General features: G+C 62.2%; 19 protein-coding genes. 6 read left to right on the plus strand and 13 right to left on the minus strand.

What is annotated here, in order from left to right:
* Window positions 1-11: 11 nt before the first annotated feature.
* The 5 genes from metW to AC0IYN_RS12325 all read right to left on the minus strand — a co-directional run bounded on the left by metW (window position 12) and on the right by AC0IYN_RS12325 (window position 4,092).
* Window positions 12-632, minus strand: coding sequence for a methionine biosynthesis protein MetW (gene metW, locus AC0IYN_RS12305; protein WP_016972957.1), 621 nt, complete (start codon window positions 630-632; stop codon window positions 12-14).
* Between the two features lie 7 nt (window positions 633-639).
* The gene (gene metX, locus AC0IYN_RS12310; RefSeq protein WP_457240514.1) at window positions 640-1,779 is read right to left on the minus strand and encodes a homoserine O-succinyltransferase MetX; all 1,140 of its coding nucleotides are present in this window, start codon (window positions 1,777-1,779) and stop codon (window positions 640-642) included.
* 174 nt (window positions 1,780-1,953) lie between these two features.
* On the minus strand, window positions 1,954-2,544 hold the full coding sequence (locus tag AC0IYN_RS12315; RefSeq protein WP_058426554.1) for a YggT family protein: 591 nt from the start codon (window positions 2,542-2,544) through the stop codon (window positions 1,954-1,956).
* 9 nt (window positions 2,545-2,553) lie between these two features.
* A complete protein-coding gene (gene proC, locus AC0IYN_RS12320; RefSeq protein WP_457233002.1) occupies window positions 2,554-3,372 on the minus strand; it encodes a pyrroline-5-carboxylate reductase in 819 nt (272 codons plus the stop codon).
* Window positions 3,373-3,405: 33 nt separating this feature from the next.
* Window positions 3,406-4,092, minus strand: coding sequence for a YggS family pyridoxal phosphate-dependent enzyme (locus tag AC0IYN_RS12325; RefSeq protein ID WP_025859577.1), 687 nt, complete (start codon window positions 4,090-4,092; stop codon window positions 3,406-3,408).
* 57 nt (window positions 4,093-4,149) lie between these two features.
* Between AC0IYN_RS12325 and AC0IYN_RS12330 the strand changes: the two genes are divergently transcribed.
* The gene (locus AC0IYN_RS12330; RefSeq protein ID WP_471841582.1) at window positions 4,150-5,184 is read left to right on the plus strand and encodes a type IV pilus twitching motility protein PilT; all 1,035 of its coding nucleotides are present in this window, start codon (window positions 4,150-4,152) and stop codon (window positions 5,182-5,184) included.
* Between the two features lie 96 nt (window positions 5,185-5,280).
* Here AC0IYN_RS12330 and AC0IYN_RS12335 read toward each other — a convergent pair whose 3' ends face one another.
* On the minus strand, window positions 5,281-5,919 hold the full coding sequence (locus AC0IYN_RS12335; protein WP_406596615.1) for a C40 family peptidase: 639 nt from the start codon (window positions 5,917-5,919) through the stop codon (window positions 5,281-5,283).
* A 250-nt stretch (window positions 5,920-6,169) separates the two neighbouring features.
* On the opposite strand from AC0IYN_RS12335, the gene AC0IYN_RS12340 reads away from it, so the two are divergent.
* On the plus strand, window positions 6,170-6,598 hold the full coding sequence (locus AC0IYN_RS12340; protein WP_471841584.1) for an NINE protein: 429 nt from the start codon (window positions 6,170-6,172) through the stop codon (window positions 6,596-6,598).
* Window positions 6,599-6,678: 80 nt separating this feature from the next.
* Here the strand turns inward: AC0IYN_RS12340 and AC0IYN_RS12345 are convergent, their stop codons facing one another.
* The 7 genes from AC0IYN_RS12345 to gshB all read right to left on the minus strand — a co-directional run bounded on the left by AC0IYN_RS12345 (window position 6,679) and on the right by gshB (window position 12,601).
* A complete protein-coding gene (locus tag AC0IYN_RS12345; RefSeq protein ID WP_406596617.1) occupies window positions 6,679-7,950 on the minus strand; it encodes a dihydroorotase in 1,272 nt (423 codons plus the stop codon).
* Window positions 7,947-8,951 carry an aspartate carbamoyltransferase catalytic subunit gene (locus AC0IYN_RS12350; protein WP_025857712.1) on the minus strand — a complete coding sequence of 335 codons (1,005 nt, stop codon included), beginning with the start codon at window positions 8,949-8,951 and terminating at the stop codon, window positions 7,947-7,949. Before AC0IYN_RS12350 ends, AC0IYN_RS12345 begins: the two co-directional genes overlap by 4 nt.
* Window positions 8,952-8,975: 24 nt before the next feature.
* The gene (pyrR, locus tag AC0IYN_RS12355; protein WP_016976043.1) at window positions 8,976-9,482 is read right to left on the minus strand and encodes a bifunctional pyr operon transcriptional regulator/uracil phosphoribosyltransferase PyrR; all 507 of its coding nucleotides are present in this window, start codon (window positions 9,480-9,482) and stop codon (window positions 8,976-8,978) included.
* Window positions 9,483-9,555: 73 nt separating this feature from the next.
* Complete coding sequence (gene ruvX / locus AC0IYN_RS12360; RefSeq protein ID WP_005792259.1) at window positions 9,556-9,993, minus strand: Holliday junction resolvase RuvX; 438 nt, start codon at window positions 9,991-9,993, stop codon at window positions 9,556-9,558.
* A complete protein-coding gene (locus AC0IYN_RS12365; protein ID WP_458376048.1) occupies window positions 9,993-10,562 on the minus strand; it encodes a YqgE/AlgH family protein in 570 nt (189 codons plus the stop codon). Before AC0IYN_RS12365 ends, ruvX begins: the two co-directional genes overlap by 1 nt.
* 102 nt (window positions 10,563-10,664) lie before the next feature.
* A complete protein-coding gene (locus tag AC0IYN_RS12370; RefSeq protein WP_457248330.1) occupies window positions 10,665-11,570 on the minus strand; it encodes an energy transducer TonB in 906 nt (301 codons plus the stop codon).
* A 77-nt stretch (window positions 11,571-11,647) separates the two neighbouring features.
* A complete protein-coding gene (gshB, locus tag AC0IYN_RS12375; protein WP_078050552.1) occupies window positions 11,648-12,601 on the minus strand; it encodes a glutathione synthase in 954 nt (317 codons plus the stop codon).
* A 239-nt stretch (window positions 12,602-12,840) separates the two neighbouring features.
* Between gshB and pilG the strand changes: the two genes are divergently transcribed.
* From pilG to AC0IYN_RS12395, 4 genes are read left to right on the plus strand one after another with little or no spacing between them, the layout of a single operon-like run.
* Window positions 12,841-13,248, plus strand: coding sequence for a twitching motility response regulator PilG (gene pilG, locus AC0IYN_RS12380; RefSeq protein ID WP_034109939.1), 408 nt, complete (start codon window positions 12,841-12,843; stop codon window positions 13,246-13,248).
* A gap of 46 nt (window positions 13,249-13,294) precedes the next feature.
* Complete coding sequence (gene pilH, locus AC0IYN_RS12385; RefSeq protein ID WP_014720320.1) at window positions 13,295-13,660, plus strand: twitching motility response regulator PilH; 366 nt, start codon at window positions 13,295-13,297, stop codon at window positions 13,658-13,660.
* A gap of 12 nt (window positions 13,661-13,672) precedes the next feature.
* A complete protein-coding gene (locus tag AC0IYN_RS12390; RefSeq protein ID WP_078050551.1) occupies window positions 13,673-14,197 on the plus strand; it encodes a chemotaxis protein CheW in 525 nt (174 codons plus the stop codon).
* On the plus strand, window positions 14,194-16,245 hold the full coding sequence (locus AC0IYN_RS12395; RefSeq protein WP_406596619.1) for a methyl-accepting chemotaxis protein: 2,052 nt from the start codon (window positions 14,194-14,196) through the stop codon (window positions 16,243-16,245). The genes AC0IYN_RS12390 and AC0IYN_RS12395 overlap by 4 nt, the downstream gene beginning before the upstream one ends.
* Window positions 16,246-16,267 lie beyond the last annotated feature (22 nt).

Genomic DNA, 16,267 nt, shown 5'->3' on the forward strand with positions numbered 1-16,267 from the left:
CTTGAAGATGATTAGACGGCAATCTTGTGGTCGGTCAGGCCAGGACTGCTGACCCGGTAAATACCGATTTCGCCCAACAGGTTGGGCCATAGCTTACTCGCCCAGCCGTGGCGGTGCTGTTGATCGACGGCAAGGCGGTTGATCACTTTCGCTTCACGCTCGCCACACAAGGCTTCGAAGTCTTCGAAGGTGCAGAAGTGGATGTTCGGCGTGTTGTACCACGTGTACGGCAGGAAGTCCGACACCGGCATGCGCCCCTTGGTGGCCAGGTACCAGCGGCAGCGCCAGTGGCCGAAGTTGGGGAAGGTGATGATGCACTGGCGGCCGACGCGCAGCATCTCGTCGAGGATGCGGTCCGGGTAGTGCACGGCTTGCAGTGCCTGGGTCATGACCACGATGTCGAAGCTGTTGCTGGCAAAGTTGCCCAGGCCCTTGTCCAGGTCCTGCTCGATCACGTTGATGCCCTTGGCCACGCACTGGGCGATGTTGTCCGGGTCGTTTTCCAGGCCATAGCCGGTGACTTGCTTATTGTCGCGCAGCCAGCTCAGCAGTTCGCCATCGCCGCAGCCCAGGTCGAGCACGCGGCTGCCGGCGGGGATCCAGTCTTGGATGATTTCCAGGTCGGCTCTCATGGCGTTCTCACACAGTAATCCGGTTCATGTAATTGCCGAATGCCTGCAAGTAACGCGGGATCGGGATCAGGAAGGCGTCGTGGCCTTGCGGAGCATCGATCTCCAAGTAGCAGACATCTTTGCGCGCGGCCATCAGCGCATCCACCAGCTCGCGCGAACGCGCCGGCGAGAAGCGCCAGTCGGTGGTGAATGACATCACGCAGAACTTGGCCGTGGCGCCTTCGAAGGTTTTTGCCAGGTCATCGTCGTGGTTGGCGGCCGGGTCGAAATAATCCAGGGCCTTGGTCATCAGCAAATAGGTGTTGGCGTCAAAACGCCCGGAGAACTCCTCGCCCTGATAACGCAGGTAGCTTTCCACCTGGAACTCGACGCTGTGGAAGTCGTAGTTGAGCTTCTCGCTCTTGAGGCCACGGCCGAATTTCTCGCCCATGGAGTCATCGGACAGGTAGGTGATGTGCCCGACCATCCGCGCCAGCATCAGGCCGCGCTTGGGTATTACACCGGCTTCCTGGAACGAACCACCGTGGAACTCCGGGTCGGTCAGGATCGCCTGGCGAGCCACTTCGTTGAAGGCGATGTTCTGCGCCGACAGCTTGGGGGCCGAGGCAATGGCCAGGCAATGGCGCACACGGTCCGGGTAAGTGATGGTCCATTGCAGCGCCTGCATGCCGCCCAGGCTGCCACCGATCACGGCGGCCCACTGGCTGATGCCCAGTAGGTCGGCCAGGCGCGCCTGGCTGTGCACCCAGTCTTCCACGGTGAGCACCGGGAAGTCGGCGCCGAACGGCTTGCCGGTTTCCGGGTTGAGGCTGCTGGGGCCGGTGGAGCCGTTGCAGCCGCCGAGGTTGTTCAGGCTGACCACAAAGAACTTGTTGGTGTCGATGGGCTTGCCGGGGCCGATGCAACTGTCCCACCAGCCGGGCTTGCGCTCGTCGACCGAGTGGTAGCCGGCAGCGTGGTGATGGCCGGACAGGGCGTGGCAGATCAGCACGGCATTGCTCGCCGTGGCATTCAGTTGGCCGTAGGTTTCATAGATCAGGTCGTAGGCGGGCAGCGAACGGCCGCAGGCCAGGGCCAGCGGTTCGCTGAAGTGCGCCACTTGGGGCACGACCAGTCCAACAGAATCGGGGGGAAAGGCAGCTGGCATCGACCCTGCTCTCGTTTAAATGAGGCGTAAGTCTAAAGAGCGGGAACCCCAGCGGCAAGCAAAGGCCTGCGCGGATTGAATTCAATGCCCAGATACCAAATGTAGGAGCCGGCTTGCCGGCGATAGCGCCCTCAAGAACGCTAGCGCCGGCAAGCCGGCTCCTGCAAAGGGGCGTTAGATCAGCAGGCGCAGAATGTCCGGCATCATGGTCATTGCCGCCAGGTTGTTGATCACCAGCATGTCCAGCAACTTGAGCACCATGAACGCCAGGATCGGCGAGATATCCAGGCCTCCCAGGTTCGGCAGCAGGCGGCGGAACGGCGCCAGGGCCGGTTCGCAGATCTGGTTCACCAACTCGGCGCCAGGGTTGTGGCTACCCGGGGCGACCCAGGACAGGATCACGCTGATGATCAAGGCGAAGAAGAAGATCTTCAGGAACAGCGCGGTCACGCCGATGATGGCCCAGATCAGCAGCTGTACGAAGTTGCCGGTGGTGCCGTAGGTCAGCAGCAGGGTCAGCGCCATCAAGGCCAACTGCACCAGGATCGCCAGCACCAGCGACGACATGTCCAGGCCGAACAGGCTCGGGATGATCCGGCGCAACGGCTTGAGCAGCGGCTGGGTAGCCTTGACGATGAACTGGCACAGCGGGTTGTAGAAGTTCGCGCGCACCAGTTGCAGCACGAAGCGCATCAGTACGATCAGCAGGTACAGGCTGCCGAGGGTTTGCAGCACGTAGACGGCTGCGGTGTTCAAACCAATCATGTTGGCTCCTTATTTGCCCAGTTGTTCGGCGAGTTCCGCCGAGCGGTGCGCAGCGGCACCCAATGCTTTTTCCACCAGGGCTTCAAAGCCCCCGGCCTGGAACGACTCGATGGCCGCCTGCGTGGTGCCGCCGGGGGAGGTCACGCGACGGCGCAACTCGGCCGCGTCCACGTCGCTGGCAACCGCCATATGTGCGGCACCCAGGGCGGTCTGCTCGGCCAGTTGCTCGGCCACGTCCTTGGGCAGGCCCAGTTTCACGCCGGCGGCGGTCATGGCTTCGATCAGCAGGAAGAAATACGCCGGGCCGCTGCCAGACACGGCGGTGACCGCGTCCAGTTGCTGCTCCTGCTCCAGCCACAGGGCGATGCCCACGGCGGACAGCAGCTCTTGCGCCTGGTCGCGTTGTTCGGCGCTCACTTCGCTGGTGGCGTACAGGCCACTCACGCCTTGGCTGACCAGGGCGGGGGTGTTGGGCATGCAACGCACGATCGGCTGGGCGCCCAGCCAGTTTTTCATGCTGGCGCAGGTAATGCCGGCGGCGATGGACACCACCAGTTGCTGGGGCTGCAGGCTCGGGCGCAGGCTTTCGCACACGGCCTTCATGGCCTGCGGTTTCACTGCCAGCACAATCACGTCGACGCCACGGATGGCCTCGGCGTTGTCGGCAAAGGTTTCAATGCCGTGCTCGGCGCTGACGCGGGCACGGGTATCGGCGCCCGGGTCGCTGGCGCGGATCTGCGCGGCATCCAGGCCCTTGGCCCGCAGGCCACCGATCAGGCTGGCCGCCATGTTACCGGCGCCGATAAAGGCAATACGCGTGTTGCTCATGACAGGTCCTTACTCAGAGGGAAGTCAGCCATTTCATGGCTGGCCGTAGTCGCGGGCGCCAAACAGGGCGGTACCAATCCGCACCCAAGTGGCGCCTTGGGCGATGGCCGACTCAAGGTCATGGCTCATGCCCATGGAAAGTGTGTCCAACGGCAGGTTCAAGCTGTTTTGCAGGTCGCGAACAGCGGCGAACGCTGCGTCTTGCGCGGCACGATCTTCGGTCGGCTCGGGAATGGCCATCAGGCCACGCAGCTTCAGGCGCGGCAGGGCGCTGATGGCGTTTGCCAATGCCGGCAGGTCGGCGGGCGTACAGCCGGACTTGCTGGCTTCGCCACTGACGTTGACCTGGATGCAGATGTTCAGCGGCGGCAGGTCGGCCGGGCGTTGTTCGGACAGGCGTTGTGCAATTTTGAGGCGGTCCACGGAATGCACCCAAGCGAAGTTCTCGGCGATAGCGCGCGTCTTGTTCGATTGAATGGGGCCGATGAAGTGCCAACTCAAGGGCAGGTCGGTTAATTCGGCCTGTTTGCCCAAGGCTTCCTGCAGATAGTTCTCGCCAAAGTCGCGCATGCCGGCGGCATAGGCTTCGCGCACCGCCTGCGCGGGTTTGGTCTTGCTCACGGCCAGCAGGTGGATGCTGCTTGCGTCACGTTGCACGGCGTCGGCAGCGGCGCGGATGCGCTGGCTAACCTGGCCGATGTTGTCTGCTATCGTCGACATTCAAGATGCGCCCGTGGATATGGAGTCCGCGGCATTCTACTGGAAATGGAAAGCCCTATGGATATCACTGAATTACTCACGGCCAGCGTGCGCCGTGGCGCGTCCGACCTGCATTTGTCAGCCGGCCTGGCACCGATGCTGCGGCTGGATGGCGAGGTATGGCCGCTGGATTGGCCGGTGCTTTCATCGTCGCAAGTGGCGGACTTATTGAGCCCGTTGCTCAAGCAGTACCAACAAAAAGATTTCGAAACATCTCTAGAAACAGATTTCGCCTTTGAACTGCACGGCGTAGCGCGATTCCGGGCCAACGTGTTTCAACAGAGTCGTGGCATGGGTGCGGTGTTTCGCACCATCCCGTCCGAGGTCCGGAGCCTGGAAAGCCTTTGCCTTGGCGAGGTGTTCCGGCGTATCGCCCAACTACCGTGTGGCCTGGTCTTGGTGACCGGCCCGACCGGCTCGGGCAAGTCCACCACCCTGGCGGCGATGATCGATTTTCTCAATCAGCATCGGCGCCAGCACATTCTCACCCTTGAAGACCCCATCGAATTTATCCACACGCCGAAAATGGCGTTGATCAATCAGCGCCAGGTGCATCGCGACACCCATTGTTTTTCCACCGCTCTGCGCTCGGCGCTGCGGGAAGACCCGGACGTGATCCTGGTGGGCGAACTGCGTGACCTGGAAACTATCCGCCTGGCGCTGACGGCGGCTGAGACCGGGCACCTGGTATTTGGCACCCTGCACACCCGTTCGGCGGCAAAGACCGTAGACCGGCTGGTGGACGTGTTCCCGGCTGGGGAAAAGGCCATGGTCCGCTCAATGTTGTCGGAGTCGTTGCAGGCGGTGGTGTCCCAAGTGCTGGTAAAGAAGATCGGCGGCGGACGCGTGGCGGCCCATGAAATCATGCTGGGCACGCCGGCCATTCGGAACTTGATCCGCGAGGACAAGGTGGCGCAGATGGTTTCAGCGATACAGACGGGTGGGGCGTTGGGGATGAAGACGCTGGATATGAGCTTGAAGGCGTTGGTCGGGGAGGGGGTGATCAGCCGGGAAGAGGCGCGGGAGAAAGCGAGGGTGCCGACGGATATATGAACTGTAGGAGCCGGCTTGCCGGCGATGGCGGCCTTGAGTATTCCATTGATCTCAAGGGTCTCATCGCCGGCAAGCCGGCTCCTACACACAGCAGATTTAGCGTTGGACGACCCGCAGGTTGTTCTGCTCTTTGGGCAACACACGCTTGGCAATCACGTAGTTCTTGTCCCAGAACGGCTTCTTCAGGGTGTCGATGCTCACCGACTTGCCCCGACGCGGCGCGTGGATGAAACGGTCGTTGCCCAGGTAGATGGCAACGTGGTTCACCTGGCGGCTCTTCAGTTTAAAGAACAGCAGGTCGCCTGGTTTCAGGTCCTTGCGATCAACCTTCTGCCCGTGGCCGGCGGCCATGGCGTTGGAGGTGCGCGGCAAATCCACGGCTGCTACGTCGTTAAACGCATATTTCACCAGGCCACTGCAGTCGAACCCTTTACTTGGGCTGCTGCCGCCCCAACGATAAGGAGTACCGAGCACGTTGACGGCGCGGCTGAGGACGGTGCTGCTCTGCTTGGTGTTGACGCCAACCAGACCTGGAACGGCTTTGCCGTTATGGGCCTTGCTCAGTTGAGTCGGGCGGTTGACGGTCAGCTTGACCGACTTGGTAGTGCCAGGTGTGCTGTGGACTTTAGGGGTGAAACCGTTAACGTTAGGAAGTCGTTGCTCACGATTGGTGGCGTGGGCGGCCAGTGGCATTAATAGGCAAATGGTTAGCCATGTCTTGAAAAATGGTCGCATTAGGCGTGGCTCTTATGGGTTTGCGCGCAACTTTATAACAGCTTTTTGTGTCGTTCTCAGGCCGTTTGTCGACTGAACCTTGACGTCAAAATCAGGAAAAACGCGACGATTCGCCGCAATTGTCCTACACAAGTCAGGTGGCATAAGGCTTTCAGGGCAGGGAAGATACCATTTGCCGTACGTCGGGCGCCTGTAAAAAAGTCACAAAGAAAGTGAAAAAATTTATCTATCGAGGCAAAAGAGGTACGCGATGAACACCTATCAACAGATTGGCTCGCAGCAAGACACCCACAGCAAGGTGATCGGTTACCTGCTGTGGATTTTCGGTTTTACCGGGGCCCACCGCTTCTATTACGGCAAGCCAGTGACCGGCACGATCTGGTTTTTCACCTTTGGCTTGCTGGGCATCGGCTGGCTGATCGACCTGTTCCTGATCCCGGCCATGGACCGTGAAGCGGACCTGCGTTTTACCGCCGGGCCGATCGAATACAACGTGGCTTGGATTCTGTTGGCGTTTCTCGGGGTGTTTGGCGTACACCGCATGTACCAGGGCAAATGGATCACCGGCTTGATCTATCTGCTGACCGGCGGTTTGTTCCTGGTGGGGGTGCTGTATGACTTCTGGACGTTGAATACGCAGATATCGATCCGCAATGCCGAGCGTAATAACGGACGTTGAGTTTCTCAAGCCATACAGAAAACCAATGTGGGAGCGGGCTTGCCCGCTCCCACAGTTACTGTGCCCACTCTAGACCAGCATCAGGCCTGGTAGCTGATGCGGCCGTCTACCAAGGTGTAGCGCACCGTCGCCGGCAGGCTATGGCCGATGAACGGGCAATTTTCACCTTTCGACAGCCACTGCTCCCCGGCAACCGTGGAGCTGGCCGGGTCGAACAGCACCAAGTCTGCCGCCGACCCCACCGCCAACTTGCCCGCCGGCAGGCGCAAGGCCTCGGCCGGGCCGCTGCTCAGGCGTGCCAGCAACGTCGGCAAGTCCAGCAACCCATCCTCTACCAACGTCATTGCCAGCGGCAGCAACAGTTCGACACTGCTGATGCCCGGCTCTGTCGCGCCGAACGGTGCCAGCTTGGCATCGCGCTCATGGGGCTGGTGGTGGCTGGAAATCGCCGAGACCACACCGGACTTGACCGCCGCACGTAAACCGTCGCGGTCGGCCAGGGTGCGCAGCGGCGGTTGCACGTGATACAGGCTGGAGAAGTCGATCAACGCCTCGTCCGTCAGGATCAGCTGATACAACGCCACATCCGCGGTGACCGGCAAGCCACGGGCCTGGGCCTGGGCAATCAAGGCCACGCCGCGAGCGCTGGTCAACTGGCTGAAGTGCGCACGCACACCGCTTTGTTCCACCAGCAGCAGGTCACGGGCCAGGGCCACGGTCTCGGCGGTTTCCGGAATGCCCGGCAAACCGAGGAAGCTGGCCACGGCGCCTTCATGGGCCAGGCCGCCTTCGGCCAGGTCGCGGTCCTGGGAGTGGAAGATCACCGTCAAATCGAAGGTGGCTGCGTATTCCAGGGCGCGGCACAGCGTGCGGGTGCTGCGGAAGCTTTCCAGGCCATTGCCGAAGGCCACGCAACCGGCGTCACGCAGGGCGATCAGCTCGGCGAGCTGTTCGCCTTCCAGGCCTTTGCTCAGGGCGCCGATAGGGAACACCTTGCAGTTGCCGGCTTCGCGGGCGCGGTCGAGGATCAACTCGGTCACGGCCGAGGTGTCCAGCACCGGCTTGGTGTGCGGCGGGCAGCACAGGCTGGTGACGCCACCGGCAGCGGCGGCGCGGGTTTCGCTGATGATGTTGCCCTTGCGGCTGTAACCCGGCTCGCGCAGGGCGACGTTCAGGTCGACCAGACCAGGCGCGGCCACCAAGCCTTTGGCGTCGATGGTTTCAGTCGCGCTGAAACCCGCAGGGGCGGCGCCGATGGCGATGAGCTTGCCGGCTTCCAAGTGCAAATCAGTCACTTGATCCAGGCCACTGGCCGGATCGATAACGCGAGCGCCAAGAATGCTGAGCTTCACTGGGCGTTCTCCTGCTCGAATTGACGTTGCGCGGTTTGTCCGCTCATGGCCATGGACAACACCGCCATGCGCACGGCGATGCCGTAGGTCACTTGGTTGAGGATCACCGACTGGTTGCCGTCTGCCACCGCCGATTCAATCTCCACGCCACGGTTGATCGGGCCTGGGTGCATCACGATGGCATCCGGCTTGGCGCCGGCCAGGCGTGCGGTGGTCAGGCCGAACAGGCGGTAGAACTCGCCTTCACTTGGCAGCAGGCCGCCGGCCATGCGCTCACGCTGCAAGCGCAGCATGATCACCACGTCCACGTCCTTGAGGCCTTCGGTCATGTCGGTGTAGACCTTCACGCCGTACTGCTCGATGCCGATCGGCAGCAGGGTTTTTGGTGCAATCACGCGGATGTCTGGGCAACCCAGGGTTTTAAGGGCCAGCATGTTCGAGCGTGCGACCCGCGAATGCAGGATGTCGCCGACGATGGCCACCGAGAGGTTTTCAAAGCTGCCCTTGTGCCGACGAATGGTGAGCATGTCGAGCATGCCCTGGGTCGGGTGAGCGTGACGGCCATCGCCGCCGTTGATGATGGCTACCTGCGGGCACACGTGCTCGGCGATGAAGTGCGCGGCGCCGGAATCGCCGTGGCGCACCACGAACATGTCGGCGGCCATGGCTTCGAGGTTGCGCAGGGTGTCGAGCAGGGTTTCGCCCTTGCTTGCCGACGAGGTGGATACGTTCAGCGTGATCACGTCGGCCGACAGCCGCTGGGCCGCCAGTTCAAAGGTGGTACGGGTGCGCGTGGAGTTCTCGAAGAACACATTGCAGATGGTCTTGCCGCGCAGCAGCGGGACCTTCTTCACCGCGCGGCCACCGACTTCAAGGAACGAGTCGGCGGTGTCGAGGATTTCGGTCAGCAGTTCGCGGGGCAAACCGTCGAGGGACAAGAAGTGTTGCAACTGACCCTGAGCATTGAGCTGCAGCGGGCGCTTGGCATCTAGAGGCGTCATCGCGGGGACTCTTTACAAGGCGGTTTAAAGGGCGAGGTCTTGCAGTTCGAGTTCGAGCGGCGTGGGACCGGACAATTTTACCCGTTGGTGGGCTTGCAGCGACAGTGTGGCGCCGACCACATCCGGGCTGATCGGCAATTCGCCGGCGTCCAGGTCCAGCAGGCACACCAGGGTCACGCTGGCCGGGCGGCCATAGTCGAACAGTTCGTTCATGGCGGCGCGGATGGTGCGGCCGCTCATCAGCACGTCGTCGATGAGCACCAGGTGCTGGCCTTCGATCTCGAACGGCAGCGCCGACGGGCGCACTTGTGGATGCAGGCCGTTCTGGCTGAAGTCGTCACGGTAGAAGGACACGTCGAGGGTGCCGAGGGGCGAGTCGCTGCCCAGTGCTTCCAGCAATGCCTGGGCCACCCACACACCACCGGTGCGAATGCCGATGAAGCGCGGCTCGCTGATGTTGCGGTGTTGCAGATGGGCCGTGAGGCTTGTGGCCATCTGGCTGATCAGTTCGGCGGGGTTCGGCAGGCTCATGCAGGCTCCTTCAGGACCTTGGCGCAGGCAAGGTCCGGGCTCAAACGTAAAAAGACGCGGCAAGCCGCGTCAGTCAGGATTCAAATAAAGCAGTGTTCTCATCCAGCCAACCCTGCAACAGCAGCGCGGCGGCGATGGCGTCCACGGGGTTGTCGCGGTAGCTGCCTTTCTGGCCACCACGGTCGCGACGCTCACCCTTGGCTTCAAAGGTGGTCAGGCGTTCATCGTGGGTATAGAAGGGCAGGTTGTAGCGGCCATTGAGGCGGCGGGCGAATTTTTCGGCGCGCAGGCACATGTCGCTGGGGGTGCCGTCCATGTTCAGGGGCAGGCCAACCACCACGGCATCGGGCTTCCATTCCTTGATGAGGGCTTCGACCTGGTTCCAGTCCGGTATGCCGTTCTGGGCCTTCAGGGTGCACAGCTCGCGGGCCTGGCCGGTAATCACCTGGCCGACGGCTACGCCGATCTGTTTGGTGCCGTAGTCAAAACCCAGGATCAGACGCAAAGCCATCAGGCGTGCCCCGCCTGGCTGGTCAGCAGGCCGAGGTTCACCCGCAGCTTGGCCGCAGCGGCTTCCAGGCGCAGTTCGCTGGGGGTATTGAACAGGATTTCGGCGTCGAAGGGGCAGGTCAGCCAGGCATTGCTGGCCAGTTCGGCTTCCAACTGCCCGGCTTCCCAGCCCGCATAGCCGAGTGTGATCACGCTTTGCTCAGGGCCCACGCCGTCCGCGATGGCGAACAGCACGTCCTGGGACGTGGACAGCGACACGCCTTCCAAGTCGACCGTGGCCTGGAACTTCGGCCCGGTGGGGTGCAGCACAAAGCCGCGATCGGTCTGCACCGGGCCGCCGATGTAGATCGGCACGCCCTGGCAGCGGGCGGGCGGGTCGATCTCGGGGCGCAGTTGCTCAAGGATGTCCGCCAGGTTCAGCTCTTGCGGACGGTTGATGACCAACCCCATGGCACCCTTGGCGGTGTGCTCGACGATGTAGGTCAAGGTCTGCGCAAAGTTCGGGTCGGCCATATGGGGCATGGCGATCAGGAATTGGTGCTTGAGGTAGGTCGGGCTGACATTTTTCATGTCCGCTAGTGTGGCGGCGGAGGGGCGAACTGACAAGCTGGTGATGCATGACAAGCCTACCTTTCATGTCGAACACTCTGCCTGTAGGAGCCGGCAGGTGTATCAGTTGCTGGACAGCCGGTCGCCCCTGGCGAACTTCCAGGTGCGGATGATTTCCAGGCGATCGACGTCATTCAAGTCGCCGCTGAACGGCGCAAAGGGTGCGGCCAGGCGCACGATGCGCTGGGCGGCCTGGTCCAGCAACGGCTGGCCGGACGACTCCAGCACCTGCACCTCATATAACGTGCCGTCGCGGTTGATCGACACCAGTAAGCGCAAATTGCCATAAATCTGCTGGCGGCGTGCCTCATCCGGGTAGTTGAGGTTGCCGATACGTTCGACCTTCTTGCGCCATTCGTCCTTATACCAGGCACCTTTGTCGCGCATGGTCGAGGCGGCGTTCAGTCGGTAGATGCGCGGGCGCTTGGCGTACAGCTGCTGTTCGTTGGCCAGCTCGGCTTCCAGGCTGGAGATTTCATCGGTCAGCGTCGAGCTGTCGAAGGTCGGCGCCGGCTTCACGGGCTCGGGCACGGGCTCGGTCTTGGTTTTTTCACGCTGGGTCGGGGCTTTTTGCGGTTTGGGCGCGACGGTGGTCACGGCGGCCTTGGGCGTTGCCTGCTTGACCTCGGGCTTGGGGGCCGGTGGCGGCGTGACTTTGTTGACCTTGTTGTCCTGGAACGGCGCCACTTCGGTGGTCTTGGGCACGGCTTTCTTGTCGAGGGTGCCGCTGCCTTGCTGGTTGTCCTGGGCGAGAAAGTCAGCCTTCTCGGGCTTCTTTTCGCTCTTGAACGTGGCGAGGGTGATTTCCAGGGTTTTGCTGATCTGCTTGGGTTCGACCATTGTGAACCCAACGCCGAGGATCACGGCCAGGTGAATCAGTGCAGCGAGGAACAGGGTAAATCCGAGCCGATCAGCCGGGCGCACGCCGCTGTGGGAGAGTTCGGGGGGCAGTTCGGACGGGAGTGTCATGACAAAAAAACCAACATCGCGCGTTTCACAGGTGGCGCATGATAACGCAATGTTGGTGTGTGTCCGGCTGTTCTATGTCACTTGGCTTGTAGCTTGCGCTCAATGGCAGCCATCAACATTTCGCCGATGTTCGTGCCAAATGCGTTGTCGATCTCGCGAATGCAGGTGGGGCTGGTGACATTGATTTCGGTGAGGTTTTCGCCAATCACATCCAATCCCACGAACAGCAGGCCTTTTTCGCGCAGGGTCGGGCCAACCTGGGCGGCAATCCAACGGTCCTTGTCCGATAGAGGGCGGGCTTCACCACGACCACCGGCCGCCAGGTTGCCGCGGGTCTCGCCGGCTGCCGGGATGCGTGCCAGGCAGTAATCCACTGGCTCGCCGTCGATCATCAGGATGCGCTTGTCGCCGTCCTTGATCGCCGGCAGGTAGGCCTGGCCCATGATCTGCTGGGTGCCCAGGGCCGTCAGGGTCTCCAGGATCACCGACAGGTTCGGGTCGCCGGCGCGGTGGCGGAAGATCGAGGTGCCGCCCATGCCGTCCAGCGGCTTGAGGATCACATCACCGTGCTTGGCGGCGAATTCACGCAGCACATCGGCGCGGCGGCTGACCACGGTGGGCGGGGTGCACTGCGGGAAGAGGGTGGCGAACAGCTTTTCATTGCAGTCGCGCAGGCTCTGCGGTTTGTTGACGATCAAGACGCCGGCGCGCTCGGCCTGCTCCAGCAGGTAGGTGGAGTAGACGAACTCCATGTCGAACGGCGGGTCCTTGCGCATCAGGATCACGTCCAGATCGCTCAGCGGGCTGTCGACTTCGTCCGACAGCTCGAACCACTTCTGCGGGTTGGCAAACACCTGCAGCGGACGCATGCGTGCGCGGGCCTCGCCGTCACCCTGGTAAAGATCGCGCTGCTCCATATAGAACAACGTCCAGCCGCGGGCCTGGGCGGCCAGGAGCATGGCCAGCGAGCTGTCCTTTTTATAGGAGATGCTGGCGATAGGGTCCATGACAATGCCGACGCGAACGCTCATGGGGGATTTCCTCTAGCAAATTAGGGCGCATAAAAGTGGCGTCAGAGTGGCGCTGTGGCTGTTGTGGGTCAAGGAAAAACCACCTGGCCGGTTGCTCGATAGATTGCGTCCGGAGACTGTGCTAAAAAGACTGCCACGGCGTAGCAGCCCTTGAATTCCAAGGCTTGCGGCGCTCATCCTGTGCAACATCAGGCAGTACACACCGAAAACCGATTCGCTGTGGCGATGGCAGAGCAGATATGGAACAGCATTCCAACGCCTTGAGAGTGATGGTGATCGACGATTCGAAGACGATCCGCCGCACCGCTGAAACCTTGTTGAAGAATGTGGGGTGCGATGTCATCACGGCCATCGACGGTTTCGATGCCCTGGCCCGGATTGTTGATCATCACCCGCACATTATTTTTGTCGACATCATGATGCCGCGCCTGGATGGCTATCAGACCTGCGCGCTGGTGAAGAACAACCCGGCGTTCAAGTCGATCCCGGTGATCATGTTGTCGTCCAAGGATGGCCTGTTCGACAAGGCCAAGGGGCGCATCGTCGGTGTCGATCAGTTTTTGACCAAGCCTTTCAGCAAGGAAGAACTGCTGGGCGCGATCAAGGCCTACGTGCCTGCCTTCGCCGCAGTAGAACAAGCACACTGACGCCGCCTCAAAAGGGCCGGCGTCCACCTATGTAGTGGGGAAAACCATGGCACGTGTTCTGATCGTCGACGATTCGCCGACTGAAATGTACAAACTGACCGGCATGCTGGAAAAGCATGGCCACCAGGTCCTCAAGGCCGAAAACGGTGCGGACGGCGTGGCCCTGGCCCGCCAGGAAAAACCCGATGCCGTGCTGATGGACATCGTGATGCCGGGCCTCAATGGCTTCCAGGCCACGCGCCAGCTGTCCAAAGAGCCTGAAACCAACGGCATCCCGATCATCATCATCACCACCAAGGACCAGGAAACCGACAAGATCTGGGGCGCGCGCCAGGGCGCCAAGGATTACCTGACCAAGCCGGTGGACGAAGAAACGCTGATCGCCACCCTGAACAAGGTGCTGGCCGGCTGACGGTTCGCCATCATGACCGAGTCGCAAACCGCCTTCGAGTTGCTGCTGGACATCGATCGGCGCTGCCGCCTGCTGGCTGCTGACCTGCCGTCCCAAGAGACCCGCTTGCAACGCTGGAGCGGGATCGGCTTTCGCCTGGGCCAGCACTGGTATGTGGCGCCCATGGGCGAAGTCGCCGAAGTCCTGCATGAACCGCGCTGCACCTTGATGCCCGGGGTCAAACCGTGGGTAAAGGGCGTGGCCAACCTGCGTGGGCGCCTGCTGCCGGTGATGGACCTCGGTGGGTTTCTCGGCCTGGAACTGTCCAAGGCGCGTAAGCAGCGGCGTGTATTGGTGGTGGAATTCAACGACTTGTTTGTCGGGCTGCTGGTCGACGAGGTGGTGGGAATGCAGCATTTCGCACAAGACGCACTGCTGGCGAGCGCCGCGCCCGGTGCGCCGTTTATCCAGGGCCAGTTCGACAGCGACCAGCAATGGCAGGTCTTCAGCCCCTTCGCCCTGGCCCAGGCCCCAGGCTTCATGGATGTTGCCGCATGACCACCGTTACCCCGCCAAAACCCCAGGCCGGCTCACGCAGCCGCTCGCAGATCATCGTGCTGTTCATCGCGCTCATCGTGTTCATCATGTTGCTGTTCGCCAACTTTGCGTACCTCAACACCCAGTCCACCTATGACAAACAGTACATCGGTCACGCCGGTGAGCTGCGCGTGCTGTCCCAGCGTATCGCCAAGAACGCCACCGAGGCCGCCGCCGGCAAGGCCGCTGCGTTCAAGCTGCTCGGCGATGCGCGCAACGATTTCGCCCAGCGTTGGGGCTACCTGAAAAAGGGTGACCTGGAGACTGGCCTGCCTGCCGCCCCCAACGCGGTGCGTGCCGAAATGCGCGCGGTGCAGACCGACTGGGAAGCGCTGCTGAAAAACACCGACGCGATTCTCGCCAGCGAGCAGACCGTGCTGTCGTTGCACCAGGTGGCCGCGACGTTGGCCGAAACCGTGCCGCAGTTGCAGATGGAATCGGAAAAGGTCGTCGACATCCTCCTGCAGCGCGGCGCCCCGGCCAGCCAGGTGGCGCTGGCCCAGCGTCAGTCACTGTTGGCCGAACGTATCCTTGGTGCGGTGAACACCGTACTCGCCGGCGACGAAACCGCCGTGCAGGCCGCCGATGCCTTTGGCCGTGACGCCAACCGCTTCGGCCAGGTGCTCAACGGCATGCTCCAGGGCAACCCCGGCCTGCGCATCACCCAGGTCGAAGACCGCGACGCTCGCGCGCGGTTGGCGGAAATCGCCGAGCTGTTCGAGTTTGTCTCCGGCTCCGTGGACGAGATCCTCGAGACCTCGCCGCAACTGTTCCAGGTTCGCGCCTCGGCGAGCAATATCTTCAACCTGTCGCAAACCCTGCTCGATGAAGCCTCGCACCTGGCCACCGGGTTCGAAAACCTCGCCAGCGGGCGCAGTTTTGACACCATCGGCGGCTATGTCCTGGGCCTGCTCGCACTGACCTCGATCATCTTGATAGGCCTGGTGATGGTGCGCGAAACCAACCGCCAATTGCACGAAACCGCCGAGAAGAACGAACGAAACCAGAACGCGATCATGCGCCTGCTGGACGAAATCGAAGACCTGGCCGACGGCGACCTCACCGTGACCGCCTCGGTGACCGAAGATTTCACCGGCACCATCGCCGACTCCATCAACTATTCCGTCGACCAGTTGCGCGACCTGGTCGCCACCATCAACCTCACCGCCGGGCAAGTTGCCGGCGCCGTGCAGGACACCCAGGCCACCGCGATGCACTTGGCCCAGGCCTCGGAGCACCAGGCCCAGCAGATTGCCGAAGCCTCCACGGCGATCAACCAGATGGCCCAGTCCATCGACCAGGTCTCGGCCAACGCCGCCGAGTCCTCGGCGGTGGCGGAGCGCTCGGTGGAGATCGCCAACAAGGGCAACGAAGTGGTGCACAACACCATCCACGGCATGGACAACATTCGCGAACAGATCCAGGACACCGCCAAGCGCATCAAGCGACTGGGTGAGTCTTCCCAGGAGATCGGCGATATCGTCAGCCTGATCGACGACATTGCCGATCAGACCAACATCCTCGCCCTCAACGCCGCGATCCAGGCGAGCATGGCCGGTGACGCCGGGCGCGGCTTTGCGGTGGTGGCCGATGAAGTGCAGCGCCTGGCTGAGCGCTCGTCTGCAGCCACCCGGCAGATCGAAACGCTGGTGCGGGCGATCCAGGCCGACACCAACGAAGCGGTGATCTCCATGGAGCAGACCACCACCGAAGTGGTGCGCGGCGCGCGGCTGGCCCAGGACGCCGGGGTGGCGCTGGAAGAGATCGAAGGTGTGTCGAAAACCCTGGCGGCGCTGATCCAGAGCATCTCCAACGCGGCGCAGCAACAGACCTCGTCGGCGGGGCAGATCTCCCTGACCATGAACGTGATCCAGCAGATCACCACCCAGACCTCGTCGGGCTCCACGGCGACCGCCGAAAGCATCGGCAACCTGGCGAAGATGGCCAGCCAACTGCGCCGGTCGGTGTCGGGGTTTACCTTGCCGCCAGCGCGGCCGGTGGACGAATGAAACGCGCCACCCCCCGGCTCCT

It is taken from the genome of Pseudomonas sp. AC112 (genome assembly GCF_979253545.1).

Bases quoted from the DNA above. Each gene is read 5' to 3' on its own strand.
- metW (WP_016972957.1), bottom strand. From the start codon at position 632: ATGAGAGCCGACCTGGAAATCATCCAAGACTGGATCCCCGCCGGCAGC.
- metX (WP_457240514.1), bottom strand. From the start codon at position 1,779: ATGCCAGCTGCCTTTCCCCCCGATTCTGTTGGACTGGTCGTGCCCCAA.
- AC0IYN_RS12315 (WP_058426554.1), bottom strand. From the start codon at position 2,544: ATGATTGGTTTGAACACCGCAGCCGTCTACGTGCTGCAAACCCTCGGC.
- proC (WP_457233002.1), bottom strand. From the start codon at position 3,372: ATGAGCAACACGCGTATTGCCTTTATCGGCGCCGGTAACATGGCGGCC.
- AC0IYN_RS12325 (WP_025859577.1), bottom strand. From the start codon at position 4,092: ATGTCGACGATAGCAGACAACATCGGCCAGGTTAGCCAGCGCATCCGC.
- AC0IYN_RS12330 (WP_471841582.1), top strand. From the start codon at position 4,150: ATGGATATCACTGAATTACTCACGGCCAGCGTGCGCCGTGGCGCGTCC.
- AC0IYN_RS12335 (WP_406596615.1), bottom strand. From the start codon at position 5,919: ATGCGACCATTTTTCAAGACATGGCTAACCATTTGCCTATTAATGCCA.
- AC0IYN_RS12340 (WP_471841584.1), top strand. From the start codon at position 6,170: ATGAACACCTATCAACAGATTGGCTCGCAGCAAGACACCCACAGCAAG.
- AC0IYN_RS12350 (WP_025857712.1), bottom strand. From the start codon at position 8,951: ATGACGCCTCTAGATGCCAAGCGCCCGCTGCAGCTCAATGCTCAGGGT.
- pyrR (WP_016976043.1), bottom strand. From the start codon at position 9,482: ATGAGCCTGCCGAACCCCGCCGAACTGATCAGCCAGATGGCCACAAGC.
- ruvX (WP_005792259.1), bottom strand. From the start codon at position 9,993: ATGGCTTTGCGTCTGATCCTGGGTTTTGACTACGGCACCAAACAGATC.
- AC0IYN_RS12365 (WP_458376048.1), bottom strand. From the start codon at position 10,562: ATGAAAAATGTCAGCCCGACCTACCTCAAGCACCAATTCCTGATCGCC.
- AC0IYN_RS12370 (WP_457248330.1), bottom strand. From the start codon at position 11,570: ATGACACTCCCGTCCGAACTGCCCCCCGAACTCTCCCACAGCGGCGTG.
- gshB (WP_078050552.1), bottom strand. From the start codon at position 12,601: ATGAGCGTTCGCGTCGGCATTGTCATGGACCCTATCGCCAGCATCTCC.
- pilG (WP_034109939.1), top strand. From the start codon at position 12,841: ATGGAACAGCATTCCAACGCCTTGAGAGTGATGGTGATCGACGATTCG.
- pilH (WP_014720320.1), top strand. From the start codon at position 13,295: ATGGCACGTGTTCTGATCGTCGACGATTCGCCGACTGAAATGTACAAA.
- AC0IYN_RS12390 (WP_078050551.1), top strand. From the start codon at position 13,673: ATGACCGAGTCGCAAACCGCCTTCGAGTTGCTGCTGGACATCGATCGG.
- AC0IYN_RS12395 (WP_406596619.1), top strand. From the start codon at position 14,194: ATGACCACCGTTACCCCGCCAAAACCCCAGGCCGGCTCACGCAGCCGC.